General features: G+C 31.9%; 23 protein-coding genes and 6 pseudogenes. 28 read left to right on the top strand and 1 reads right to left on the bottom strand.

Features of this window, described 5'->3' with window-relative positions; translation table 11 throughout:
* The first annotated feature begins 15 nt into the window (after window positions 1-15).
* The 6 genes from EHV10_RS01960 to EHV10_RS01935 are packed head-to-tail and all read left to right on the top strand — an operon-like array spanning window position 16 to window position 6,886.
* Window positions 16-705, top strand: a complete 690-nt coding sequence (locus tag EHV10_RS01960; protein WP_128673171.1) for an aspartate/glutamate racemase family protein — start codon at window positions 16-18, stop codon at window positions 703-705.
* A gap of 19 nt (window positions 706-724) precedes the next feature.
* Window positions 725-1,333, top strand: a complete 609-nt coding sequence (locus EHV10_RS01955; RefSeq protein WP_128673170.1) for an MptD family putative ECF transporter S component — start codon at window positions 725-727, stop codon at window positions 1,331-1,333.
* Window positions 1,334-2,002, top strand: coding sequence for an energy-coupling factor transporter transmembrane component T family protein (locus EHV10_RS01950; protein WP_128673169.1), 669 nt, complete (start codon window positions 1,334-1,336; stop codon window positions 2,000-2,002).
* A gap of 8 nt (window positions 2,003-2,010) precedes the next feature.
* A complete protein-coding gene (locus tag EHV10_RS01945; protein ID WP_128673580.1) occupies window positions 2,011-3,432 on the top strand; it encodes an ABC transporter ATP-binding protein in 1,422 nt (473 codons plus the stop codon).
* Window positions 3,429-5,147 (top strand): ABC transporter ATP-binding protein, encoded by a 1,719-nt coding sequence (locus EHV10_RS01940; RefSeq protein WP_128673168.1) that lies wholly within the window; start codon window positions 3,429-3,431, stop codon window positions 5,145-5,147. Before EHV10_RS01945 ends, EHV10_RS01940 begins: the two co-directional genes overlap by 4 nt.
* Window positions 5,144-6,886 carry an ABC transporter ATP-binding protein gene (locus EHV10_RS01935; protein ID WP_128673167.1) on the top strand — a complete coding sequence of 581 codons (1,743 nt, stop codon included), beginning with the start codon at window positions 5,144-5,146 and terminating at the stop codon, window positions 6,884-6,886. Before EHV10_RS01940 ends, EHV10_RS01935 begins: the two co-directional genes overlap by 4 nt.
* 158 nt (window positions 6,887-7,044) lie before the next feature.
* Here the strand turns inward: EHV10_RS01935 and EHV10_RS15330 are convergent.
* Window positions 7,045-7,290, bottom strand: a pseudogene (locus EHV10_RS15330) (IS1634 family transposase); the annotation flags it as partial.
* A 12-nt stretch (window positions 7,291-7,302) separates the two neighbouring features.
* On the opposite strand from EHV10_RS15330, the pseudogene EHV10_RS01925 reads away from it, so the two are divergent.
* The 22 genes and pseudogenes from EHV10_RS01925 to EHV10_RS15605 all read left to right on the top strand — a co-directional run.
* Window positions 7,303-7,920 (top strand): annotated as a pseudogene (locus EHV10_RS01925) (transposase); the annotation flags it as partial.
* A 794-nt stretch (window positions 7,921-8,714) separates the two neighbouring features.
* Window positions 8,715-9,113, top strand: coding sequence for a sigma-70 RNA polymerase sigma factor region 4 domain-containing protein (locus tag EHV10_RS01915; RefSeq protein WP_040457782.1), 399 nt, complete (start codon window positions 8,715-8,717; stop codon window positions 9,111-9,113).
* Between the two features lie 560 nt (window positions 9,114-9,673).
* Window positions 9,674-9,832 (top strand): hypothetical protein, encoded by a 159-nt coding sequence (locus tag EHV10_RS14610; RefSeq protein WP_009219925.1) that lies wholly within the window; start codon window positions 9,674-9,676, stop codon window positions 9,830-9,832.
* 37 nt (window positions 9,833-9,869) lie between these two features.
* Entirely contained in the window at window positions 9,870-11,537 is a 1,668-nt protein-coding gene (locus EHV10_RS01910; RefSeq protein WP_330508385.1) for a recombinase family protein, read from the top strand.
* Between the two features lie 618 nt (window positions 11,538-12,155).
* Window positions 12,156-13,028 (top strand): ketopantoate reductase family protein, encoded by an 873-nt coding sequence (locus tag EHV10_RS01900; RefSeq protein WP_128673165.1) that lies wholly within the window; start codon window positions 12,156-12,158, stop codon window positions 13,026-13,028.
* Window positions 13,029-13,290: 262 nt separating this feature from the next.
* Window positions 13,291-14,133, top strand: coding sequence for an AraC family transcriptional regulator (locus tag EHV10_RS01895; RefSeq protein ID WP_128673164.1), 843 nt, complete (start codon window positions 13,291-13,293; stop codon window positions 14,131-14,133).
* A gap of 36 nt (window positions 14,134-14,169) precedes the next feature.
* Window positions 14,170-14,631: a flavodoxin gene (locus EHV10_RS01890; RefSeq protein WP_128673163.1), complete on the top strand. Its 462-nt coding sequence runs from the start codon at window positions 14,170-14,172 to the stop codon at window positions 14,629-14,631.
* A gap of 42 nt (window positions 14,632-14,673) precedes the next feature.
* Window positions 14,674-14,850 (top strand): hypothetical protein, encoded by a 177-nt coding sequence (locus EHV10_RS14690; RefSeq protein WP_207667117.1) that lies wholly within the window; start codon window positions 14,674-14,676, stop codon window positions 14,848-14,850.
* A gap of 286 nt (window positions 14,851-15,136) precedes the next feature.
* Complete coding sequence (locus EHV10_RS01880) at window positions 15,137-16,891, top strand: IS1182 family transposase (RefSeq protein ID WP_128673162.1); 1,755 nt, start codon at window positions 15,137-15,139, stop codon at window positions 16,889-16,891.
* A 343-nt stretch (window positions 16,892-17,234) separates the two neighbouring features.
* Window positions 17,235-17,573: pseudogene (locus EHV10_RS01875) on the top strand (helix-turn-helix transcriptional regulator); the annotation flags it as partial.
* Window positions 17,542-17,655 (top strand): WCX domain-containing protein, encoded by a 114-nt coding sequence (locus tag EHV10_RS15500; RefSeq protein ID WP_128673577.1) that lies wholly within the window; start codon window positions 17,542-17,544, stop codon window positions 17,653-17,655. The pseudogene EHV10_RS01875 and the gene EHV10_RS15500, both read left to right, overlap by 32 nt.
* A 63-nt stretch (window positions 17,656-17,718) precedes the next feature.
* Window positions 17,719-18,333, top strand: a complete 615-nt coding sequence (locus EHV10_RS01865) for a GyrI-like domain-containing protein (RefSeq protein ID WP_128673161.1) — start codon at window positions 17,719-17,721, stop codon at window positions 18,331-18,333.
* Window positions 18,334-18,345: 12 nt separating this feature from the next.
* A complete protein-coding gene (locus EHV10_RS01860; RefSeq protein ID WP_128673160.1) occupies window positions 18,346-18,888 on the top strand; it encodes a ClbS/DfsB family four-helix bundle protein in 543 nt (180 codons plus the stop codon).
* A gap of 13 nt (window positions 18,889-18,901) precedes the next feature.
* Window positions 18,902-19,523 (top strand): annotated as a pseudogene (locus tag EHV10_RS15325) (radical SAM protein); the annotation flags it as partial.
* Window positions 19,524-19,886: pseudogene (locus EHV10_RS15495) on the top strand (recombinase family protein); the annotation flags it as partial. It lies immediately after the preceding pseudogene.
* Window positions 19,887-19,890: 4 nt separating this feature from the next.
* A complete protein-coding gene (locus EHV10_RS15490) occupies window positions 19,891-20,082 on the top strand; it encodes a DUF4368 domain-containing protein (RefSeq protein ID WP_207667116.1) in 192 nt (63 codons plus the stop codon).
* 186 nt (window positions 20,083-20,268) lie between these two features.
* A complete protein-coding gene (locus EHV10_RS14680; protein ID WP_207667115.1) occupies window positions 20,269-20,409 on the top strand; it encodes a hypothetical protein in 141 nt (46 codons plus the stop codon).
* Between the two features lie 76 nt (window positions 20,410-20,485).
* Window positions 20,486-21,151 (top strand): CPBP family intramembrane glutamic endopeptidase, encoded by a 666-nt coding sequence (locus tag EHV10_RS01845; RefSeq protein WP_128673159.1) that lies wholly within the window; start codon window positions 20,486-20,488, stop codon window positions 21,149-21,151.
* 81 nt (window positions 21,152-21,232) lie between these two features.
* Window positions 21,233-21,559 (top strand): hypothetical protein, encoded by a 327-nt coding sequence (locus tag EHV10_RS01840; protein ID WP_128673158.1) that lies wholly within the window; start codon window positions 21,233-21,235, stop codon window positions 21,557-21,559.
* Between the two features lie 646 nt (window positions 21,560-22,205).
* Window positions 22,206-22,493: a Fic family protein gene (locus EHV10_RS01835; protein ID WP_243116040.1), complete on the top strand. Its 288-nt coding sequence runs from the start codon at window positions 22,206-22,208 to the stop codon at window positions 22,491-22,493.
* 137 nt (window positions 22,494-22,630) lie between these two features.
* Window positions 22,631-23,347 carry a HEAT repeat domain-containing protein gene (locus EHV10_RS01830; RefSeq protein WP_128673157.1) on the top strand — a complete coding sequence of 239 codons (717 nt, stop codon included), beginning with the start codon at window positions 22,631-22,633 and terminating at the stop codon, window positions 23,345-23,347.
* A gap of 223 nt (window positions 23,348-23,570) precedes the next feature.
* Window positions 23,571-24,419: pseudogene (locus tag EHV10_RS15605) on the top strand (TAXI family TRAP transporter solute-binding subunit); the annotation flags it as partial.
* Window positions 24,420-24,484 lie beyond the last annotated feature (65 nt).

The raw sequence follows: 24,484 nt of genomic DNA, 5'->3' as shown, positions 1-24,484 counted from the left end.
ATAGGGGTGATTAGTATGAAGAAAATCGGTTTAATAGGTGGTTTAAGTTGGGAAAGTACATTACCATATTATAAAATAATAAATGAAACCATTGCTGAAAAAAAAGGTGGATATTATTCTGTGGACTGCATATTGCATAGTATTAATTTTCATGAAATTGAATCTACTATTTTGAAGGGGAATTGGGATATATCGAATCGTTTATTGTCTAATGCGGCAAAACAATTAGAAGATGCTGGAGTTGATATGATAGCTATTTGTTCTAATACAATGCATAAATGCATTCCAGAAATTAAAAAATGTGTTGATGTTCCAATTTTTCATATCGTAGATGCAACATCAAAGAGAATGCATTCTAAAGGTATTGCCAAAGCATTACTATTGGGAACGAGATTCACAATGGAAGAAAGTTTCAATATTGAAAAGTATCTAGAAAATAATATAGAAATAATAATTCCTGAGATTGAAGACAGACAAATTGTGCACGATATAATTTTTAAAGAACTTTGTAGAGGTATAATTAAAGAATCATCTAGAGATATTTATCTGAAAATAATAAATAAGTATTGTACATATGATATGGGAGTTATTTTGGGGTGTACAGAGATAGGCTTATTAGTAAAACAAAAGGATACTAATATACCTGTTTTTGATACTACAGAGATTCATGCTGAAGAAATTGCTAAAAAGAGTATAGAAGAATAAATGTAAAAGGAGAAAAGATATGAATATGATAAATGATAAGTTAAAAATGAAAGATGTTATTACGTTATCTATATTTAACATAGCGATGATTGTAATAATGCTTGTTACAAAAATATGCACAATGATGTTGACAACACCTGCATTTGATTACTTATTTTATGTAGGAATTATGGGATTACTATGCGCACCTATTTTTGTGGTAATGTCAAATAAGGTTGCAAAAAGAGGAACGTATTTAATTACTGGAATTTTTGGTGGATTGTTTATAACTGTAATGGGTTCTCCATGGTTTCTTCCGGTAATGATTGTAATAGGTATTGTATGCGAAATTATTATGATGGGAGAAGACATTTATAGAAATCCAAAGAGAAATGGTATCGCATACTCGGTATATTGGGCGTTGTATGCTCTTGGTAGTGCAATTCCTATGTTTTTCTTTAAAGAACAATATTTAAATAGCCTAAAAGATAGTTATACAGAAGAGGGCATAAAGACATTGGTTAGATTTTATGGTTCTTGGGACATGCTTTTATTGATTGTAGTGATAACAATTGTGTTGTCTGCTATAGGATTTATTGTAGGACAAAAGCTTATGAAAAAACATATAGAAAAGGCAAAGTTGGTGTAGATGAGAAAATTAGATAATAGAACATATATTATCTTATTAGCAGTATCAACAGTATTTTGGTTTTTGTTTTATAAAAACAATCAAATACATTTAAGTGTTGTATTAAACGCACTTCTTTTAATATATATAAGAGAATATAAAAAGGCTATCAAATTCGCAATTACATATATAATGATGATTCTATTGGCGTGTTTGTTTGCGGGTAAGATAGCCTTGATGTATATTGTTTTAAATATGCTAGCTCGAAGTATTCCTATTATAATGGTAGTTACATGTATAGTTTCGGGTAATTCTAGTGAACTTATGTCGAGTTTGCAGAAATTAAAAATTCCTAAACCTATCATAGTGATGATTTGTATTATGATAAGATTTTTTCCGGTTTTGAGCAAAGAAAGTGTAGCTATTAGAAATGGCATGAAAGCTAGAGGTATATTTAGTGGCTGGCAAGACTATGTTAAACATCCATTCTTGGCATACGAATGTTTTATAATTCCGCTTATAATTAGATGCATAAAATTATCAGATGAACTTGGTGCCACGGCGGAGCTAAGAGGCTTAAATGCAGATAAGAATAGAACATGTATATATGATGTGAGATTTGGTCTAAAAGATGTATTTGCAGTTATAGTGTATGGAACTGTAATAGGATTAATATATTTTGGAGCGTAGGTATAGTGATGATAGAATTTCAAAAAGTATATTTTTCTTATAAGGAAGGTGATTCATCCATAAAGGATATTAGTTTTTTGATAAAACCGGGAGAATGTACCATTCTTTGTGGGAAGTCGGGTTCAGGAAAGAGTACGATTTTACGTACAGTGAGTGGCTTAGCTCCTGTTTTTTATGAGGGAATTTTACAAGGAAAAGTTGAAGTGGATAAACTAGTTCCTGCTGGATTGGAATCAGAAGAGCGTGCAAAGTTATTTGGTGTTGTTTTCCAAGACCCAAGAAGTCAATTTTTTATGAATACAGTTCAAGATGAGATTTGTTTCGCAGCGGAAAACATTGGAGCTTCACCGAATAAAATAAAGGAAATGCTCTATGAAGTTTCGGAATTTATTGGAATTAGAGATCTGCTTTCAAGAAATATTGATGAACTATCTAGCGGTCAAAAGCAAAAAGTTGCAATTGCATCTTCTTTGATATTGCAACCAAAAGTTTTGATATTGGATGAACCAACATCTAATTTAGACATTCAAGGGTCTAAAGTATTGATAGAAATAATAAAAAAAATTAAAGACAAAGGAATATCTGTTGTCATAAGTGAGCATAGGCTTGACTCATTCAAGGAAGTAGCGGATAGGTTTTTATATATAAATAAAGGCAAGTTAGATGAAATTTGGACAAGAAAAGAATTTGAAAATCTTAGCGATGAAAAATTATTAAGTCTTGGATTAAGACCTAAAACAGTAGAAAAAAAAGCAAATAATGATATCGAAAATGATAAGGAGCCGCTTTTAGACATTCGATCGCTTTCATTTCGCTATAAAAAGACAAATTCAGGAATTGATAACATAAATTTAAAATTATATAAAGGAGAAGTTGTTTCGCTGTTAGGTAATAATGGTGCAGGAAAAACTACATTATGTAGAGTTATCAGCGGACTTCTTAGGGAAAAAACAGGAACGATAAAATATAAAGGGAAGATATCAAATTGCAATTTAAGAAATAAATTTTGTTATTTTGTTATGCAAGATGCAGATTATCAATTGTATTCAGATTCTGTTTCAGGTGAAATAGCATTTGGTAAGAAAGTAACAGAAAAAGTAAAAGAAAAACTGATAGAAAGTTTAAATACTTTTAAGTTAATGGAACTAAAAGATAGGCATCCAGCTTCTTTGTCAGGTGGAGAAAAACAGAGAGTTACATTGGCAGCTGCCTATTGTTCAGAGGCTGATATTTATATATTAGATGAACCGACAAGTGGAATGGATGGAGATGGGCTGTGTGCAATTATAAGGTGGGTAAAACTCCTTGCTGAGAAAGGGAAAATAGTCATCATTATTACACATGATTTGCTTTTAGCTGAAGCAACTAGCAATAAATTTATTTACTTAGAAGAAGGAGAGCAAGTAAAAGAGGGGAGGAATATAATATGAGCATAATTAAAAAATATGTAAGAATAAATTTAAGCCAATTTTCCTTTTCTATACTGTTCGCAATTTTAGGTGTATTAGCCAGTCTAATATCGTATATATTTCTTGCAAGAATTATTGCTGAGTTAATTAGCAATAATTCAGATTGGAGCTTCTATTTGAAGCAATTATTGATAATAGTTGGGTTATTTTTAATAAAAGAAATATCGGCAGGTATATCAACAACTATTTCTCATACTGCGACTTTTCGGTCATTAAGAGAGATCAGAAAGGAAATTTCAGAGAAATTATTTGAAATGCCTTTAGGGGATATTACAAGCGTTAGCTCTGGTACCTTTAAAGACATTATTGTGGATAAAGTTGACAGTATGGAAACTACATTATCTCATATATTACCTGAAATGACAGCAAATATAATCGGACCAATGTTGCTTATTGTATATATGCTTATATTGGATTGGCGTCTAGGTATATTGTCGCTACTACCATTTATTATTGGAATGGGCGTCATGAAGTCTGTAATGAATAAAGAGTACATGAAAAGCTATAAAGAATCTGTTTTGTTAGGACAAAAAATGAACAATGCTTTGGTAGAGTATATCGGAGGGATAGAAGTTATTAAAGCATTTAATCAAGGCACATCTTCCTATAAAAAATATAGTGATGTTGTTAGAGATAATGCACAGTTTTATTATGATTGGATGGGCAGATGTATGAATAGAATTTCTGTTGGTAGACTTCTGTCACCAATGGGAATATTAACGGTCATACCGTTTGGAATGATTTTTTATAAAAATGGAAGTATAGAAATTGATACACTTATAAGTATCGTTGTATTGTCTTTTGCTACAGTTTCTAATTTGCTTAAAGCTCTAAACTATACAGATGATTTAGCTAGAATTAGTACTATATCAGGTGAAGTGGAAAAGGTATTAAATTCAAAATCCTTAAAACAAGGCATAAGCAATCAAAAAATTGAGCATTATGATATTGAATACAAAGATGTAAACTTTTCATATGACGAAGATAAGAAAATAATCAATCATTTGGATTTAAAATTTGAAGAAGGAACAGTCAATGCTCTAGTGGGAGAATCCGGAAGTGGAAAATCAACCATAGCAAAGCTTTTAGCTGGATTTTGGAATGTTGAAAGTGGTTGTATTAAAATTGGGGACATAAATATAAATACAATCCCATTAAGCCAACTTTCTCAGTTAATATCCTATGTATCACAAGATAATTTTCTTTTTGATCTTTCTATAAAAGACAATATTAGGATTGCAAACCCCAATGCAACAGATAGTGAGGTTGAGCAAATTGCAATTAAGGCAGGATGTGATGAATTTATAAAAGACCTTCCAAATGGATATGATACTGTTATTGGGGAAGGTGGCGGACATTTATCAGGCGGAGAAAAACAGAGAATATCTATTGCTAGAGCCATGCTTAAAGATTCGCCTATCATTATTTTAGATGAGGCAACATCATATATAGATCCTGAGAATGAAGTTATTATTCAGAGAGCGATTTCAAAATTGGTAAAAGGAAAGACATTAATTATTATTGCTCACAGACTGAATACTATTAAAGATGTTGATAAAATATTTATTGTTAATAAAGGAAGAATCGAAGATAGTGGAACCCATGAAGAACTACTTATGAACTCTGAAATGTATCAATCTATGTGGAAAGCATCAAATAAGGAGGGGAGAGCATGATAAATGTATTTAGAAAAATTTGGCTTTTCTCCGGGGAGGAAAAAGGTAATTTAAAAAAGTCTATAATTGCAGCATTTTTTCATGCTATATTTAACTCTTTTCAATTTGTGGCAATTTATTATATGTTAGAATACTTGTTTATTAGCCAGATTTCAACAAAAAATATTATCATAGCATTTGTGATATTAATGATTAGTTTATTGGGAAAAATTGTAACACAAAACATTTCTCAAATGAAACAAACTCATGCAGGCTATTTTATGGCAGCTGATAAAAGAATTGAATTGGGTGAAAAAATAAAAAAAGTTCCTATGGGATTTTTTAATAGTTTTAGTTTAGGTAAACTGACTAGTTTAGCAACCACAAACCTCACTCAAATTGAATCTTGGATTCCAGTATTGCTTGTCAATGTTCTAGGCGGCTTTTTAAATACTTGTGTGTTTGTTTTAGTTATATTTCTAATTAATATCCACATAGGTCTAACAGCATTAGTAGGTATGACAGTTTTTTTGATGGTTACGTCTTTAATGGAAAAACGTTCAAGAAAAAATGCTGCGGATATGGCTAATATTCAAACATGTTTAACTAAGAATGTACTATCTACTATTCAAGGAATGCAAGTTATCAAATCATATAACTTAGGAGGAGAAAATAATGAAAATTTAAATGATGCAATAGATAATAGCTATAAGACTACATTGGCACTTGAGAAGATGATTATTCCTTATACTGTGGTTCAAAGAATTGTAATAGGTTTAACAATAGTTGCAATGCTATTTGTAAGTATTAGATTTAATATTTCTGGTAATTTGATAATTACAGATGCAGTGATGCTAATGATAGCAAGTTTTACGATATTTGATGGATTAATTGGAGCAGGGTCTAATATGGCTATTTTGCGAATTGCAGAAAATGCCATTGATTCATATGAATATGTTACTCAAATGCCAAATATGAATGAGGCAGATGTTAGCTCTATTATGTTAAATCATAATATTGAGATTAAGCATGTCAATTTTTCTTATGATGGTAAAAAAGTATTAGAGGACATTAACTGTTTGATTAAAGAAAAGGAAATGACAGCCATAGTCGGACCTAGTGGTTCAGGAAAAACTAGCATTTGTAATTTGATTGCAAGATTTTGGGATGTTGATGAAGGTCAAATTCTAATTGGCAATAAAAGTATTAAAAATTACACAATCAATGATTTAATGTCAAATATTTCAATGGTGTTTCAAAAAGTGTATTTATTTGAAGATACTATAGAAAATAATATTAAGTTTGGACAACCAGATGTGAATTTAGAAGCTGTAATTGCTGCATCAAAGAAAGCACAGTGTCATGAGTTTATTAGTAAACTTCCAAATGGATACAAAACAATTGTAGGTGAAGGCGGTGCAAGTCTCTCAGGCGGAGAAAAACAGAGAATATCTATTGCAAGAGCAATATTGAAAAATGCACCTATTATAATTTTTGATGAAGCTACAGCAAATATTGATCCTGAAAATGAAGATAAACTAAGACTTGCTATTGAGAGCCTGACAGAAAATAAAACAGTTATTATGATTGCCCATAGATTAAAGACAATTAGAAATGCAGAGCAGATATTGGTTTTAAATAAAGGGAAAATTGAACAAAGAGGCACGCATGATGAGTTAATGAACAAAGGCGGACTTTATAGAAATCTTGTAAATGCAAAAATGATGTCGGAAAAATGGGGGTTTAAAATGAATGCATAATTTTTTGTAGATGTGTAAGCGCCTTATAATATAATACCTTATATTCTGTTATAAATAATCCCGTCTTTGACAGTTTTGAAATATAAAACACCCTTCAAACCCCATGTTTGGCTTTGGAGGGTATTTACATTTCGTTTTGAAACTAAAAAAATAGTATTTTATTTTCCCTTACTTTGTTTTTTAATTGTTCTCATTTGACTCTTTGTTATAAATTCAAAATCTGTATTAAAATGACAAATCTCATGTAGCTTATCTGTAAGCTCCGTTCTTTTATATAACGGTATAAAACCTTGCTCTTTCACATATGCAAAATTAAAATCCTTTAAGGTCTTTAGAATCTCTTCACATGTATACTTGTGGTATAAAAATTTTTCAAGATATCTGTAAATAATCAAGGCTAAAAATCAAGAAAAAGTACTTGTCTGGTTGAATATTTTAAATCACTTAATAAGTCTAGACGCATGAAAGTTAAATATTTCTCTTGTGATATGAATAAAACGTTCATAGATATGGCTAAGGTGTATTTTCCTAATGCTAAGATCGTTATTGATAGATATTACTTCATAAGGCAAGTATACTGGGCTCTTGAAAACGTTAGAAAGAGAATTCAAAAGAACATGGCTGCTCCCCTTAGGAAGTATTACAAACGTAGTAAGAGCTTAATTACTAAGAGAAAATCAAAACTACCTAATGATAGCAAATCTGCCCTTGAATTAATGTTAGAATACTCAGAAGATCTACGAAAGGCACATTTTATTAAAGAGTTATTTGTTAATATACTTGAAGAGAACTCTTATTCTAAGCAAAGACAATTATTAAGAGAATGGCTACTTGAGGTAGAAAGTTCCGGTATTAAAGAATTTAAAGCGGCAATAACAGCATTCAGAAACAACTATTCGTATATCTTAAATGGTCTTAAATACAGACATATCTCAAATTGACCAACAGAAGGCTTTAATAATAAGATAAAAGTACTTAAAAGAATATCTTATGGCGTACGAAACTTTAAATACTTTAGGAATAGAATTTTAATGGCAATGGCTTAAAAAGAACTGGGGACGAGGTTTATTTGTTGTGCAAAAAAATATCAGATCACTATATGTATAGCAAATCCCTTATATTAGTAATATAAAACTATGAAAAATCACAAAAAGAGTGGGTTGAAAAAATCAACCCACCCCAACATTTGACAAAGAACCAAAGTTTAGAAAAGCACTTGGAAAGTATGGGGACTTTCTAGGTGTTTTTGTTTATTAAGATTTTTAGATATTCAAATTTTTTATGTGTTTAGATGGTATATAGGTGAAATGGGATATATTTGTCTAAGAACTGAAGGAGGTGAACTCTAATGGGGCAATCCTCTTCCATAAATTAAAAGACAGTCATGCATAAGTCTCATAGGTACTGTAAATTAGTGTTGCGTGCTGTGAAGTTAAGTTATGAGAAGGAGATAAGTCAAAGGAAAAATAAAGAGAAATTCACTTCGTGCTTAATGGGAAAATAAGCCGGACAGTTAGATCTATCTTCGGGGACTATTCACATAAATCAATTAAATATTGTATAATTATATTATAGGGCTTGGATAGATAAATATTGATGGAACTATTTTGATATTAGGACATTTTAGCACTAAAAGGAAATCGGATATGTCTAATTTAAGGATAGAAGAAGTTTGCTGTTATAAGTTTTATTCCGGTGTTTAAATTACATATATCTAAACCATATTTTATATTTCATAGAGGATTTCGCATGCCAAAATGCAGGAGTCCTCCTTTTTTTGTTCAAAAAATCGGATTTGAAATTTTGGATAAAAAGGAGGATTTCACAAATGACAGATGATAGAAAATATATCTATGTAAAAGGTGAAAAGATATATGTATCCGATGAAATATATAAAGCATATAAGAAGCAAGTCAATCATGAGGCTTATTTAAATAAATCAGATAAAAAACATAAGGTTTACGGGTATGAGGATTACAAGATTGATTTGAATTCTGTTGTAGATGAAGATGTGGATATTGAAAAAATCATTGAAACTAAAATGAGAATCAAGGATCTATATCAGGCACTGCGAAAGCTAAATGATGAAGAGCTAAAGGTAATAGATTCTTTGTATTTTAAAAAAATGACCATCCGTGATTTAGCAAAAGAGCAACAGGTATCTTCTAAGAAGATTTTTAGCTTTAGAAATAAGATTTTAAAAAAGCTAAGAGAGATGCTTAAATAGCGACTAATGAGTAGGGAACAGACCGGATTTGCAGTTTGTTCCCTATATTTAAAAAAAAAATAAAAAAAGTGGAAACAAAAGCATCTGAACGTAAGGTTTATATATAGAGGGGGAAATTTTACCTTTGGAAAATTGAATATATTTTTGAAAATATAAGAATCTTGTACCTTGAAAGCTAAATAGACCAAAACAGGACATTAACCATTTATGGAGCATCTGTCAACAAACGCTAAGACCTTTCTGCTGAGAAGATTAGGATTTGAGGGGATAACCATGTACCCTCCGGTAACCTCGGTTTAAACACATATTTGCAAATATAAAGGATAGAAGAAAGTGAGCGACAAATTTGTAAGACAAAAAATAGGCGTGGCAGCCTATTTGCGATGATGTAAATGGGGATAATGATACTTCTTTAGTGAAAGCCGGCTCATCTTGAAAAGAGGCGGAGGTGAAATTCCTATGTTGTCTGCCAAGACACCTGTTAATGTCAGAAAACTTAAAGACATTTGAATTTTAAAAATCAGGGTAAACATACTTATAATATAAATACAAGGAGATTTATGAAAAGCGATATAACAAAATTACAGATTAATACAATTATAGCTTTAGCATTGATGAGATATTTATACAGAAAAAGAGAAATATCAGAAAAGGTTTATCGAAAAATCTTACAAAAGTATGGAAAGGTATTGATTGCCAAAGAGAGTAAATTATGTTAATATAAAATAACAAAACGAGGAGTACAAAAAAGATGAAATGATGGTAAAGAAAAGAGTAGTGGCTATATATGCGAGAGTATCGACTGAGCATGAGGCTCAAATTTCTGCATTGGGTAATCAAATTCAGTATTATGATGATTTATTTGAAAAACATCCTGAGTGGGAACTATATGATCGCTATATAGATGAAGGAATAACAGGTACTTCTGTTAAAAAGAGAAAAAATTTTATGAGAATGATGCAAGATGCATCAAAAAATAAATTTGATCTTATTGTAACAAGAGAGGTATCTAGGTTTGCAAGAAATACAGTTGATACACTACAGCAAACTCGTATATTAAGGCGAGAAGGTGTAGAAGTATATTTTACAGAAGATAACATATGGACAATGAATGATGAAGATGGTGAATTAAGACTGACAATTATGGCGACACTTGCACAAAATGAAAGTAAGAAAACATCCGTCAGAGTAAAAGCAGGACAAATGATTTCATTTAAAAATGGTGTTCTATATGGAAACGGTAATATACTAGGGTATGACAGAATTGGTAAAGAGTATGTGGTTAATGAATTGCAAGCAAGAACGGTGCGTAGAATTTTTGATTTATACTTAGATGGAAATGGTGTTAGAAAAATTCAATTTGTACTGGAAAAAGAAGGACATTTAACAGCTACAGGACTTACAAAATGGCAACCTGGGAATATCAGCAGAATATTAAGGAACTCCTTTTATTGTGGTACAATAGTTTATCGTAAGCAATTTGTTCCGGATTTTTTAGAACAGAAAAAAATAAATAATTTTGGTGAGGTTGATAAAGTCATTGTTGAAGGTAGACATACCCCAATTGTTACAAAAGAACAGTTTGAAAAAGTTCAGCAAATACTTAGTAGCAAGTCAGAGTATGTGCATAATAAAGGCTGTAGAGGAAAAAAAATCTCCAAAGATGTTTGGTGTCGTAAAATGAAATGTGAATGTGGTAGTTCCTACAATCGTGTTACATGGCACAAATCGTCCGAAGGACCTCAATATGCATACCAATGTTATAGCCAGATAAGGACAGGATCATTTAAAACTCGTGAGAGAAAAGGACTTAGTACTGAAGGGATTTGTGTAACTAAAATGGTTCCAAGATGGAAATTAGAAGTTATGGCTGATATAATATTTCAAAAATTTTGGAATGATAGAGAAGGAGTCCTTGCAATTGCGAACGAAATGCTGGACAATTGCTATGAAAACGAACATGATAACGAGGTGTTAGATCGTAAGCGTGATTTAGAAGATAAAATGGAACTATGGAATCGAAAGTATAACAATCTTTTAGACATGCGAATGGCTGGAGAAATTGAAAAAGACAGGTACGACGAAAAGCGTGAACAAATTCTTAAAGAACAGCAACATCTGAAAAAGCAGTTAGAAATAATAGGTGGAGAAACCGGTTTATCAGATGACATATATATGGACAAAGTTGAAATTCTTAAATATGGCTTAGAACAGAATTTTAATTTTTCAACGAGACATATTCCGGAAGAAGTTATTGATGCATTTATAAAGGAAATTATCGTATGCCAAGATGGATTTATATGGAAATTGAATTTAACTCCAGATGACGAGTTAAAGATGCAAGTGGACGGAAGAACAAACAATTATACAGTAACCCAAACAGAACTTTCCTCTGATATGACACAGCAGCACAGGCAGCTATAGCTGAGAGAAAGTAATAAATATATATAGAAATATAATTTTTAGGGGCTGTCGCACTAAGTGATTAGTGTGAGGCCCCTTTCTTATCTCTCGATTAGGACTAAATCCTTGAAGCTACGGTTTATATTCATAGAAGCTAAAGTTGATTTTTGTTGCCCTATTTCAAAAAAAGTCGTTATAATAAGTAACTGTAAGCATAGTTACATTATAACATGTAACGGAGAAAGATGGTTACCGTTAGCCATCTTTTTTGTGTGAAAACTTAGGGTGGTATGATTCATTTTGAGTTATGCCACCCATTTTACGGCTGTTATTTCCCGACATCCCCTTTTTATGTAGATAAAAATATGTTATTAATTTCAATTTGCAGTATATTTATATACTGTTTAGGGTAAACAGATAAAGACAAAGTATATAGCAATCTTTTAATAATATCCGGCTTATTACCTTTGGAAAGTCCAAGATCTATAACAATTTCATTCTAACGTTGGTTTACCATTTATTAGATTTTATTCAAGCAAGATTAGTGGTAAAATATTTTTAAATTAAAGAGCTATGAATAACAGTAATTATATGGCATATGAATCAGATATTTTATGGAGGAGAGGACGTCAAAGCAATATGAGAATATTAATATATGGGGCAGGTGTAATAGGTTCATTATATGCGGTACTATTTTCCAATGCAGGCTATGATGTCAGTATCTATGCAAGAGGTTACAGATTGGAAAAGCTAAGAGAAAATGGGCTGCTATATTTAGAAAATAAAAGGATCAAAAAGGCGAGAGTTAAGCTATGTTCAAAGCTTTCATATACTGATATTTATGATTTTATTTTTCTGACAGTCAGAAACAATCAGCTAAAAAAAGCATTGAGGGAACTAAGAACAAATAAAAGTAAATGTATAGTTACTATGGTAAACAACTTCTTTGACTATAAAGAACTTGAGAAAATAGCAGGTAAGGGCAGGATAATTCCGGCATTTCCGGGAGCAGGGGGCAGCATCACGGATGATATATTGGATGCTTCACTTACTCCAAGATTTATACAGTCAACAACATTTGGAGAAATCACAGGTGTAAAGACCAAAAGAAGCAAATATCTTGCCCAAATATTTAAAAAATCAAAAATCCCCTATCAGGAAACAAGAGATATGCATAAATGGCAACTTTGTCATTTGGCAATGGTAATACCTATTGCAGATGCATATTATGAAGCAAGATGTGCAAAAAATGTAGGACTTGAAAAAGATATAATGCATAGAACCGCAAAAAGATTAAAAAGGAATTATATCTTTTTGAAAAAAGATTTGGGAGAGATTTCACCTTGGAAACTTAATGTCTTTATAGCAGTACCTGTCAAGATATTGGCTTTTGCGCTAAGATTTTTATTTGAAAGCAGTTTCGGAGATAAATTTATGTACCGGCATTCGATGAAGGCAAGGGATGAGATGATAAGGCTGCATAGGGAGTTTTATGGGTATGTGTTGGGATGATTTATCTTACAGTGGAAAAAACACCTTATCAATAAAAACAATATTGAACTTTTATGTCATTGGTCCAATAAACCGGGCTCAGAGTTTCAGGAGCAATGGCACATACATATAAGGATATCCGAGCTTTCATGAAAACATATAGGATAAGCTTTTACAAAAAATTCAATCGAATTAAATCTATAAATTCTGTACGAATATTGTAGGGTGGGAAAATGCATATTCCTATATACTAAGATAAACCAAGAGATAGGAGAAAAAAGAAGTGAATATCATAAAATCGTTTAACAATACGATTGATTACCTTGAAACGGTTCTTGATGATGGAATTGATGAAAAGAAAGTAAATATGTTATCGGGATATTCTTACTCTATGTTCAGTCGTTTGTTTTCTATTCTAACGGAAACAACACTCTCAGAATATTTAAGGAGTAGAAGACTGACGGAAGCTGCGATTATATTAAGAGATACGGATAAAAAGATAATTGATATTGCATTCAAATTCGGATATGAATCATCTGATTCATTTGGGACTGCATTCAAGAATTTTCATGGATTTACTCCTTCCGAGGTAAGAAATGGAAAACCGTTTAAATTAGTTTCACGAGTGCAGTTGGCACTAAGTGTAAAAGGAGGAAGAAGCATGAATATTACAATTCAAAAGAAAAAAGCATTTATAGTCGCAGGTGTAAATGAACAAAACATTAATTCATCATTATGTTCGAGTGTCTGGGATAAGCTATACGAAAAATATAGCCATGATGAGCTTGCAAGTCTGGGAAGAGGACAAACTGTAGGTGTTTGTTATGATGTAGAAAGTCCCGGTACTATCAATTATATTGCAGGCTACATTATTACAGATGTAGATAGGGCAAAAAACATGGGGCTATATGTTTTGGAAGTTAATGAAGCAGAGTACGCCATTGTGGAGCTTAATGGAGAAGTTCCTGATTGTATACATAAAGGATGGAAATATGTTATGGAAGTATTCTTTCCAGAACATGGTTATATACATTCAGGAAGCCCTGACTTTGAATATTATTACAAGGGTGATATGTATAGCAAAGATTACAAAATGGAACTTTGGATTCCAATAACAAAAGCTTGATTTAAATTATATAATTATAAAAAGGGAGGTGATTTCTTGCATCATTTAATTGTATATTATTCATACTCGGGAATAACAAGAAGATTAGCGGAAGATATTGCCTTGATTACTGATGGAGATTTGAGAGAACTGAAGCCACAAAAGCCCTATTCATTTTCATATAATACAGCTGTAAAAGAAGTAAGAGAAGAAATAGAAAAAGGATACTGTCCTACTCTTATTCAAGGAGTGGAAGATATTGAAAATGTTGAAGTGATTTTTATCGGTTCTCCAAATTGGCTCAAGACTTTTGCCCCACCCGTGTTATCGTTTTTAAGAAAGGTTGATCTGAGCGGAAAGACAATCATTCCGTTTTGTACGCATGGTGGAGGCGGTTTTGGGAGAATGATTGAAGATTATAAAAAGGAATGTAAAAATTCAATAATTAAAGATGGAATAGCATTAAAAGGCGATTACAGTTTTGATGAACTACAAACATGGTTGAAAAATAATGTGTAAATACCGGTTTGCATTGCGGAAAGCAAAGTACAGGTTTTATATATGTATGATGAAAAAAGGGCAACACTGCTGCAACAGAAGGGGCTTTGGAAAAAAATGTATGAAAAGGCAAAGGAGCAGTATCATTCCGAAGACACTTCTCCCTTTGTATATGCTTACCATGTGGTATGTGCTCCGGAAGCAGAGAATGGAGAAATCTTTGTTGAACTTTGCATTTAGAGTTGTAGTGGAGTACTGAATCTATGTGCAGAAAGGGTGGCAGCTCTTAATATAATTGATGCCTAATTGGTGGGGAAAAGAACGCTACGCAAAAGCAAAGGAAATTTAATAACTTACGTTTTCCTATTGAGCAAAACTAAATACTGAAGATATGGGGGCTGTCGGGAAATGACAGCCATAAAAGAGGGAGGAGTAACTCATGATGAGTCACTCCTCCCTAAATTTTTACATAAAAAAAGATGGCTAACGACAACCATCTTTCTCCGTTACATGTTATAATGTAACTATGCTCACAGTTAATTATTATAACGACTTTTTTGAAATAGGTCAACAGAAAATCAACTTTAGCTTATATGAATTGAGTTTACCCAATGACGATCCAGTCTATACCCTAAAAAAAGTTATGGAGGATTTAGATTTTTCCGGACTGTTAGCCAATTGTTCGGACAAGGGAAGAACAGGGTACAACCCGATCATGATGTATGCAGTTATTACTTATGCAAATATGCGAGGAATACGCTCTATTGATCGTATTGTGGATTTATGTGAAAGAGATATTGCTTTTATCTGGCTTACTCAAGGGAGGAAGCCTAAAAGAGATGCTTTTTATGATTTTAAAAGTAAGAAACTTACTTCAGATATCCTGGATGACTTAAACTATCAGTTTATGAGACGATTACAAAAAGAAGGATTTGTAACATTAAAAGAATTGTTTATTGATGGAACGAAAATAGAAGCTAATGCTAATCGTTATACTTTTGTATGGCGTGGAAGCATTAATTATCATCTTGCAGGTCTTCTAGATTCTATTGATAAGCTTTATTCAAGCTATAATTCTTTTATAAAAGATAATGGATTTGGCGAAAAGTACGAGCTTGGAAATGCACAAATGTTTGTGATTGACGGGATTGATAGAGTTAGAGATATTATTGAAAAGAACAGAAAAAGAAAGATTACAAAACATAAAAAGTTATCCAATAACCGTATTATAGAGATTGATAACTGCTCGCCTATTGAAATACTTAAGCTTCAGAAAAATCTTATGACTATTGCTGACGGAGAAGGTATTGTATTTGTTAACGGAAAGGGCAAGAGAAAGCCAAAACTTCAACAACTCTATGAAGAACTTGAACATTGTGGACAGCGATTAATGCACTATAAAGAATGCTTTGAGATTATGGGGAAAGATAGAAACAGCTATTCCAAAACTGATTTGGAAGCAACCTTTATGCGAATGAAGGAAGATCATATGCTGAATGGGCAGCTAAAGCCGGCATACAATGTACAGATAGCAGTAGAGAATTATTTTATTGTACATAGTTATGTAAGTAATGATCGTACAGATTATAATACATTAATTCCGGTCCTTGAAAAGCATAAGGAAGCATTTGGAGAAGTACTTGAAGAAGTGACAGCAGACAGCGGTTATTGTAGTGAGAAAAATCTCTTATATCTAAAAGAAAATAAGATAGACAGTTATATAAAACTGCAGGATCATGAGAAAAGAAAAACAAGAGCATACAGTAAAGATATAGGTAAATACTACAACATGAAGACAATGGTATTTGAGGATGAACAAGTCTATATCTGTCATGACGGTCGTGAACTGAGACATATCAACACTGAAAAGAAAGAACAGAATGGTTATACACAAACATATGAAGTATATGGATGTTCAGACTGTAGTGGATGTGAACATAAGTCTAAATGCTTATACAAATATAATCCTGATAAAGATGTTGATAAGAACAAAGTGATGAAGATCAATGAAGTATGGGAAGAGCTTCGAGAGAAGTCACATGCTAACATACAGAGTGAAAAAGGTATTCTGAAACGACAGACACGCTCTATTCAAACAGAAGGTCATTTTGGAGATATTAAAGAAAATGAAGATTTCCGACGCTTTAACTATCGTTCTTCAGATAAGGTATATAAAGAATTTATGCTTTTTGCAATAGGAAGAAATATAAATAAATATCATCGTTTTCTCTACGCAAAACTAAAGAAATTTGAAGGGAAAGCACAGGAGAAAACAGCATAGTAAAAAATGCAAAAGTAAAATTTCAGCCAAGGGGTTTTTATGCCCAAAAATAGACAGTATAATAGAAAAACAAAATATCCTGACAAAGTCACAAAGCCAAAATGCCTTGTATTTGTCAGGATATTTCTATTTAGTTCTGTAGGGATTAAAATTCAGTATTTCCCGACAGCCCCTTTATTAGAAAAAATTACATGAGAGAGCTTTGTGAGAAGTGGAATTTGATTAATTTTATAAATATAAATAAGAGATATGAGTAGTATTGTCATGATTTGAAAAAACATCTTACAAGATGACAATAGATGTCAAGTTATTGTAGTATAATAAATGTAGGAGATATTAAAAAATGAAAGATAATAGGCTATTTAGGATACTATATTATATTTTAGAAAAAGGAAAAGTTACAGCAAGTGAACTTGCAGATAAATTTGAAGTATCGGTCAGAACAATTTATAGAGATATTGACTCCATCAGCAGTGCCGGTATTCCTATCTATGCGTTGCAGGGAAAGGGCGGTGGAATAGAAATTGACAAAGATTTTGTTCTTAGTAAATCACTGCTTTCTGAAAATGAGAAACAGCAAATTATGTTAGCTATTCAAGGCTTGGATAATGCAACAAAACAATATGAAAATAAAGTTCTGACAAAACTTTCTGCACTCTTATATTTTTTCTTTCGGAGATGGGGCAGAAGTATTAGAGCCGAAAGAGATACGGAGGCAGATTAAAGAAATGATAAATAAAATGGCAGAAAAATATATAACTTGACAAATGGTGTCAAGTACATTCTTGTATAATAAAATTAACCAAATGTAAAGGGAGGACCGGATAATGAAATATGAATGGAGAAAACAAGAAAAAGATCTTTATGGTGTAAAGCAAACACCTATCATTGTAGAAGTGCCAAAGCAAAAATTTATTTTGCTAAAAGGTAGAGGAAATCCGAATGAAGTGGATTTCTCAGACAGAATATCCGCATTATATTCTCTTGCCTATGCCATTAAAATGTTGTTTAAAAATGTAATGAAAAATAAAACTGATAACGAGATTACAGATTTTACGGTATATCCATTAGAAGGCTTTTGGAAAAAAGTAAATGAAGAAGAGCTTGATAAAAACAAATTGGAATACACATTGATGATTAGGCAACCTGATTTTATTACACAAGAGATATTCACAAAGGCACTTGAGAATATAAAAAAGAAAAAGCCCAACGCATTGTATGATGAGATAAGTTTTAGAGAAATAGAAGAGGGTAAATCTATCCATATTTTGCATGTTGGAAGTTATGATGATGAGCCAAAATCATTTGAACTGATGAATGAATTTGCAAGAAAACTTGATCTTACAAGAATAGGTGGTTTTCATAAAGAAATATACCTAAGTAATAAAAACAGGACATCAGAAGAAAAACAAAAAACTATATTAAGATATTCAGTGAAATAGGAGGAATTTGTTATGTCAAGACCGACGACAAAAAAGGATTTAATGATTGCTGCTAAAGAAAACTATGAAAAGTTAGATTTACTTATTTCAAAGATGACTGAGGAAGAGTTAAATACACCATTTGATTTTTCAAAAGAGGAAAAGAAAAAAGAAGCCCATTGGAAAAGAGATAAAAATCTAAGAGATGTTTTAATACATCTCTATGAATGGCATCAGCTTATTTTGAATTGGGTACATTCCAATCAAAAGGGCGAAGAAAAACCATTTTTGCCTGAACCATATAACTGGAAAACTTATGGTGATATGAATGTGGAGTTTTGGAAAAAACATCAAAATACTTCTCTTGAAAATGCAACTAAAATGTTTCATAAATCCCATAGCGATGTTTTACAGTTGGCTGAAACCTTTACAAACGAAGAACTTTTTTCAAAAGGTGTATATAAATGGGTTGGAGGGAGTACGCTGGGTTCCTATTTTGTGAGTGCGACTGCAAGTCATTATGATTGGGCAATGAAAAAGCTAAAGGCTCATCAGAAAAACTGTAAGTCAAAATAATTGGGGTAGTAAAGTGCATTTTACAAAAGCAAAAGGAATACTTTCTTCAAAAAATGGAATGAATTTGTTTAGAGGTTGCACTTATGACTGTATTTATTGCTACTCAAGAAGTAAATGCTATCAGATGAATCATAAATTTGAAGATGTAGAAGTAAAAGAAAATGGAATCAGTCTTTTGGAAGAGAGCCTAAAACGAAAGCGAAAAATGTATAATTCAAATGACATTAACAACTTATGATGAAGAACTTTGTGAAAAAATAGAGCCTAATGTTTCAACAACAAAAGAAAGGGTTGAAGCTTTAAAAATATTGCGTGATGAGGGAATACCAACAGTTGTTTTGCTAACTCCGATACTGCCATGTATTAACGATACGGAGGAAAATATAATTGGTATTTTAAATTATTGCAAGGAAGCAAAAGTGTTTGGAATAATATGCTTTGGAATGGGACTTACACTCAGAGAGGGAAATAGAGAATATTATTATTTGCAGTTGGATGAAAAATTTCCAAAGCTGAAAGAAAGATACATCAGATAATATGAAAACAATTATGTAGCGAACAACATAAACAATAAAAAGCTAATGAGTTTGTTTCATGAATTCTGTGAGAAGAACGGTATCGTTCATGATAATGAAATGCAAGGAAAAAGCAATTCCATTACCAATCGAAATCAACTGCTTGAAAGCTATGAAGAAATAGCCTTGTAAATATCTATCACTATACCGATGACGGAGTAAGCGGAACAACCTTTGATAGGGAGGGATTTCAAAATATTATAAAAGCAGTAGAAGAAAACAAAGTATCTACTGTGATAGTTAAAGATATGAGTAGGTTTGGCAGAGATTACCTCAAGAAAAATACAATCCATCTTTAGAGCAAGAATGGAAGAGGGCAAAAGAGTATCGCCAAGCGTTACATACGGCTATTTTAGAAAACCAAAGAACAAACAGGAGCTACTTGTCGATAAAGAGAGCGCAAAGGTCGTAAAACACATTTATAGAAATGATAGAAAAATATATCGTTATTGAGGAACTGACAGTACCAACGATAAATGAGTATATAGAAAAAGTAGTAGTCCATGAAGCAATAGGGGGAAGACAAGGAAAATACAGAAAACAACAAGTTGATGTGTACTTTAATTTTATAGGTAACTGTCAAGTTCCACATAAAGTTGATATAGAAAAAATGACTTAAAAATGTTATAATATATAACAGATTTAAGGTAAGATATATTAGCTGGGAGGACTAATTTTCACTTCGATTTGTAGATAAAGCTGATGTAGATGATTTACTTGAAGTTTATAGTGATAAAATATCAGACAAAATGGTTCGTTCGTTGGGTTATCATTGATAAGGTTTCATTAAAAGCAATTGGAACTATTGAACTGTTTAATAGAGCATCAGTTTAATGTAATGGGCGTACTTAGACTGGATTTGAAAATCGAATATGAAAAAGAAGAAGTTATTACTAAAGTTCCTAATTACGCCATTGAAAGAATTGCCAACTTGCGAGTAAGTTGATTGTATGACAAAAAGGATAGTGAATGAATATGAAATCAGAATTTTATTTTTGTTTGATACTAGGAGAAGTGATTATATGAGTAATAGAATATCTATTGGAAAAGGCGTTCTCTGGGTACTTATTTGGTTTGGTTTTATGGTTCTGTATACAATTCTTGATATTTCAATATGGAGGAAGATTGCACCTGAACAAAGTAGAGTTTTAAACTTAATCACTGTTGTTCTATGTATGGCGATATTTCTTAATTTACTTATGACAAAAACAAATTTCAAAATACAATTGTTTTCAAATATTTCCTTTATAGGAATAACATTAGCGTTAGGGTGTTCTGTATTATTTTATTTCCTTTTAGATAAGGGATTAGATCCCATATTTGAAGATTTATTTCCATCAAGTAAAGAAAACTATCAACAAATTATACGTTTAATAAAGATATCGCCGATTGTCAGTTTTCTCGATTTTTGTATCTTTGCACCTATTTTTGAGGAAGTTTTAATGAGAGGATTCTTGCTTGATGGTCTTTCCACAAACTATGGGAAAATTGTTGCCCTACTTATATCTGCCACACTTTTTTCAATACTTCATTTTAATATCGCTCAAATAGTACCTTCATTTATATGTGGCATAATTTTAGGTTTGCTTTATTTTTATACTGATTCTATATTTTCTTGTATCCTTGCTCATATAGGATATAATTCAATTTCATATATGATGATAATGTTACCTATATATAAATCATAACAAATAACTTAGTTTAATTACAATCGAATTGTTAAGATATAAAAGTTTTGCTTATAATTTTATTCAAAAGGAGGAAGAAAATTGAAAATTGTACTTAATATTTTTTCTAGAGCATTTATCGCATTGTATGCAATTCTGACTATTATTGCAGTGATTGCGGAAATGAAAGAGACAGGTTTTCAAAGCATTCACGTGCTATATTTTATCGGAGCTATTTTGTTGATTTCGGCTACAGTCACGAACTTACCATGGCTTGTATATCTTTCCTTAGTGTTAATGATTCCATTGGTAATTTTTACCGGTTATATAGTTGGAAATTTACAATTGCCTCATATTATAATTCGTATATTGATTACAGTACTGCTGTCTTTAATATACAGTTGTTCAGTTCGCTTAGTAAAAAAATAAATTTTTTAAAAGTGAGTTATAAAAAGAGGAAGGTAAAGCAAATGGCCGATGCTTCCTTTTTTATTGCTTAAAAGTAAGCGTCAAGCTAAGTACACATATAGCAAGATACATGAGTATTATCATACTGAAGAAATTGAGAGAGATTGGGTGTACCGTCCAAGATATAGCAATTCATTCCTACTACATAATAGCAAATCAACTTTTGAACTATTTAATATCAGGTCAGAGGCAGATTACAGATTAGTATATGAATTACGTAGAATTCAAGATAATTTAAAAGTTCAGGATAATGCTAAGGAATTATTCGTAAAGATTGATGATTACATATCAGTTTATAATGATGATTCTTATATACGTGTTTATGATTCCGGTAAGGAAAAAATAAGAAAACCAAAGGAGGACTTTATCAGATCGCCGAGTATTGTGTTTGAATATATTAAAAAATGTATCGTGAATAGAGTGAATTTATTTTGATTCTTTTATTATAATATTGGGAAGTGACTGAAAATCTTAAATCGAGTATATTTTATTATCTTGCCGATCATATTTTTCTAAGCCAAAATCCAAATGATGACGATATTTTTCTCGCCATTATTTCTTTTTCATAGCCAAATATGCTATAATGGCGAGAAAAAGAGGTGATGTATTGACATTACTTTTACTTTATAAGTTAGGTTACTTTGTTGGAAGATATATAAGTATAGAGATGCTGATTGAAGAAAGTAAAGAGTCCTATTATGAAGATTTACAAAGATCAAATGAAAAGTGGCATACAGGAGAAAATGATGAAATTCCATTTATAAGATATATGCTGGGAGTTTTATTAAAAGCGTATAAAGAATGTGATGACAGATTTAACTTAATAGGAAATGAGAAATTGACATTACATGAAAGAGCATTATCTGTTGTTCAAAAGTCATTAGATCCGCTTTAAAAAAAGATATTATGATATTCTATCCTGATATATTGCAAAGGACGATGGAACGTGCTTTAAAGGAATTACATGATAATATTATATCATAAAAGCTCTATAATAAGATATACTAAATAATAATAGCATGGAGTACTATAATGGATTTTAAAAAAAGATATGAAGAACTAAAAAAACAAAACTTCCCCGACAGCGAAAGAATAAAATTTATTGCAGATTTGGGAGCAAGCGAAGAGATAGAATATCATTATCAATTAATCTGCACAGACCGAGATGAAGGTACTAACTTAAATCTGTCCGGCAGTTTTTATAAACATGATAAAAAAGGTTTAGAGTTTCTGTTTGAAGTTTTGGATAATGAAGATAATGAAAATTTAAAAGTATTTATAGCATACCTTATGGCAGAAACTCTTTCAAAACTAAGACATAGAGATTTTTACGTAGAATTTTGTAATAAGCTTATTCCGGTTATGACCTCACTTATAGAGACAAAAGATGCTATACTTCGACAAAAGATTATTATATCTCTTGGATGGATAGGATCTTCAAATGAAATCGATATTTTTACAAAGAAAATTTCGGAGGATAAAGACAGTCTTTGCAGGGCATGGTCAGCATCAAGCCTTATGCAAATGTCGTTTCATGGAGTTGGTAAAAAGTTGCTTCAGGAAAAGACGAAGGCATATTTTGCTTCTGCTATTGCATCGGAGACCGATTTATATGCCTGCGGTATTATGATAGAGTCCGCTCAGATTTTATTTGGAAAGAAATGGATAAGCTCATCGGCTGTAGAAGATGTGGATGCTGAGAAAATAGAAAAGGCAAGAAAATCGGCGGTAAGATTTTTGAATAAGTAGGAAGAAAAATATCTTTGATTAATATTTATGTTTGTAGATATGTGTCATTAAATATTTTCAAATCAATTTGACGAACAGCCCGATTTTCTGTATAATACTTCACGTCAAAAGGTGGCGTAGACTTAAAGGGGAGCATAATTTGCTACCCTTTTATTATTCAGTTAAGGAGGTATAGCGTATTAAAGGTATAAGAAAGAATTTAAGTTTTGTATTTATTATATTGATGTTTGCACTGTTGGTTTCAGGCTGTGCAAAGCAAAGTGAAAACAATAATATTCATATCGGAACAGGCGGGACAGGCGGTACATATTTTGCATATGGAAATGCCTTAAAGGAGGTAGCCGAGCAGGAAAGTGATATTGATATGAGCATACAGATGAGTGCCGGTTCTGCGGCAAATCTCAGATTGCTTGAAAACAATATCGTCGGTATGGCAATAGTTCAAAATGATACTCTTACAGATGCCTACAACGGAAAAGGTGAGTTTGAGGGGAATCCTTTAAAAATAACTAAGGCTGTTGCAGGGCTTTATACAGAGAGCTATCAAATAGTCGTAAATAAAAAGCTGAAATTGAATTCTGTGGAGGATTTGGCAGGACTTAGAGTTTCGGTAGGTGAAGAGGGCTCAGGTGTTTTGAAAAATGCAAAGAATATCCTGAGAGCCTATGGTATGACTGTAGATGATATTGATGTGAGATATCTGTCGTTTGAAGATGCAGCAAATGCCTTAAAAAACGGCGAGATAGATGCATTCTTTGTAACGGCGTCGGCACCTACAAAGGCAATTTCGGATTTAGCCGATTCAAATGTACCTATTGATATTCTTTCATTGGATGACAGAGCAATAAGATTTCTACAGGACAGCTATAACGGATATAGCGTTACTACAATTAAAAAAGGTACGTATAAGGGTATAAATAAGGATATTACCACAGTTGGAGTAATGGCTGTGCTTGTGGCAAACAACAATATGAGTTCAAGAAATATTGAAACTGTATTAAATCTTATAAAAGCACATCAAGACAGCTTCAATAAGATATCAGGTAATACTGTAAATTTTTTTGATGAAGCAACTTTAAACAGTATTGTGGTACCTTTCCACAAAGCGGCAAGTGAATGGTACAGTGCAAACGGAAT

The organism is Lachnoanaerobaculum gingivalis, assembly GCF_003862475.1.
Lineage (GTDB): Bacteria > Bacillota > Clostridia > Lachnospirales > Lachnospiraceae > Lachnoanaerobaculum > Lachnoanaerobaculum gingivalis.
Note: the sequence above shows the minus strand (reverse complement) of the source record. Positions and strands in the feature narration are given on the sequence as shown.

What these genes read in the sequence shown, in the direction of transcription:
- EHV10_RS01960 (WP_128673171.1), top strand. Translation starts at nt 16, where the DNA reads ATGAAGAAAATCGGTTTAATAGGTGGTTTAAGTTGGGAAAGTACATTA.
- EHV10_RS01955 (WP_128673170.1), top strand. Translation starts at nt 725, where the DNA reads ATGAATATGATAAATGATAAGTTAAAAATGAAAGATGTTATTACGTTA.
- EHV10_RS01950 (WP_128673169.1), top strand. Translation starts at nt 1,334, where the DNA reads ATGAGAAAATTAGATAATAGAACATATATTATCTTATTAGCAGTATCA.
- EHV10_RS01945 (WP_128673580.1), top strand. Translation starts at nt 2,011, where the DNA reads ATGATAGAATTTCAAAAAGTATATTTTTCTTATAAGGAAGGTGATTCA.
- EHV10_RS01940 (WP_128673168.1), top strand. Translation starts at nt 3,429, where the DNA reads ATGAGCATAATTAAAAAATATGTAAGAATAAATTTAAGCCAATTTTCC.
- EHV10_RS01935 (WP_128673167.1), top strand. Translation starts at nt 5,144, where the DNA reads ATGATAAATGTATTTAGAAAAATTTGGCTTTTCTCCGGGGAGGAAAAA.
- EHV10_RS01915 (WP_040457782.1), top strand. Translation starts at nt 8,715, where the DNA reads ATGACAGATGATAGAAAATATATCTATGTAAAAGGTGAAAAGATATAT.
- EHV10_RS14610 (WP_009219925.1), top strand. Translation starts at nt 9,674, where the DNA reads ATGAAAAGCGATATAACAAAATTACAGATTAATACAATTATAGCTTTA.
- EHV10_RS01910 (WP_330508385.1), top strand. Translation starts at nt 9,870, where the DNA reads ATGATGGTAAAGAAAAGAGTAGTGGCTATATATGCGAGAGTATCGACT.
- EHV10_RS01900 (WP_128673165.1), top strand. Translation starts at nt 12,156, where the DNA reads ATGAGAATATTAATATATGGGGCAGGTGTAATAGGTTCATTATATGCG.
- EHV10_RS14690 (WP_207667117.1), top strand. Translation starts at nt 14,674, where the DNA reads ATGTATGATGAAAAAAGGGCAACACTGCTGCAACAGAAGGGGCTTTGG.
- EHV10_RS01880 (WP_128673162.1), top strand. Translation starts at nt 15,137, where the DNA reads ATGCTCACAGTTAATTATTATAACGACTTTTTTGAAATAGGTCAACAG.
- EHV10_RS01865 (WP_128673161.1), top strand. Translation starts at nt 17,719, where the DNA reads ATGAAATATGAATGGAGAAAACAAGAAAAAGATCTTTATGGTGTAAAG.
- EHV10_RS01860 (WP_128673160.1), top strand. Translation starts at nt 18,346, where the DNA reads ATGTCAAGACCGACGACAAAAAAGGATTTAATGATTGCTGCTAAAGAA.
- EHV10_RS15490 (WP_207667116.1), top strand. Translation starts at nt 19,891, where the DNA reads ATGATAGAAAAATATATCGTTATTGAGGAACTGACAGTACCAACGATA.
- EHV10_RS01845 (WP_128673159.1), top strand. Translation starts at nt 20,486, where the DNA reads ATGAGTAATAGAATATCTATTGGAAAAGGCGTTCTCTGGGTACTTATT.
- EHV10_RS01830 (WP_128673157.1), top strand. Translation starts at nt 22,631, where the DNA reads ATGGATTTTAAAAAAAGATATGAAGAACTAAAAAAACAAAACTTCCCC.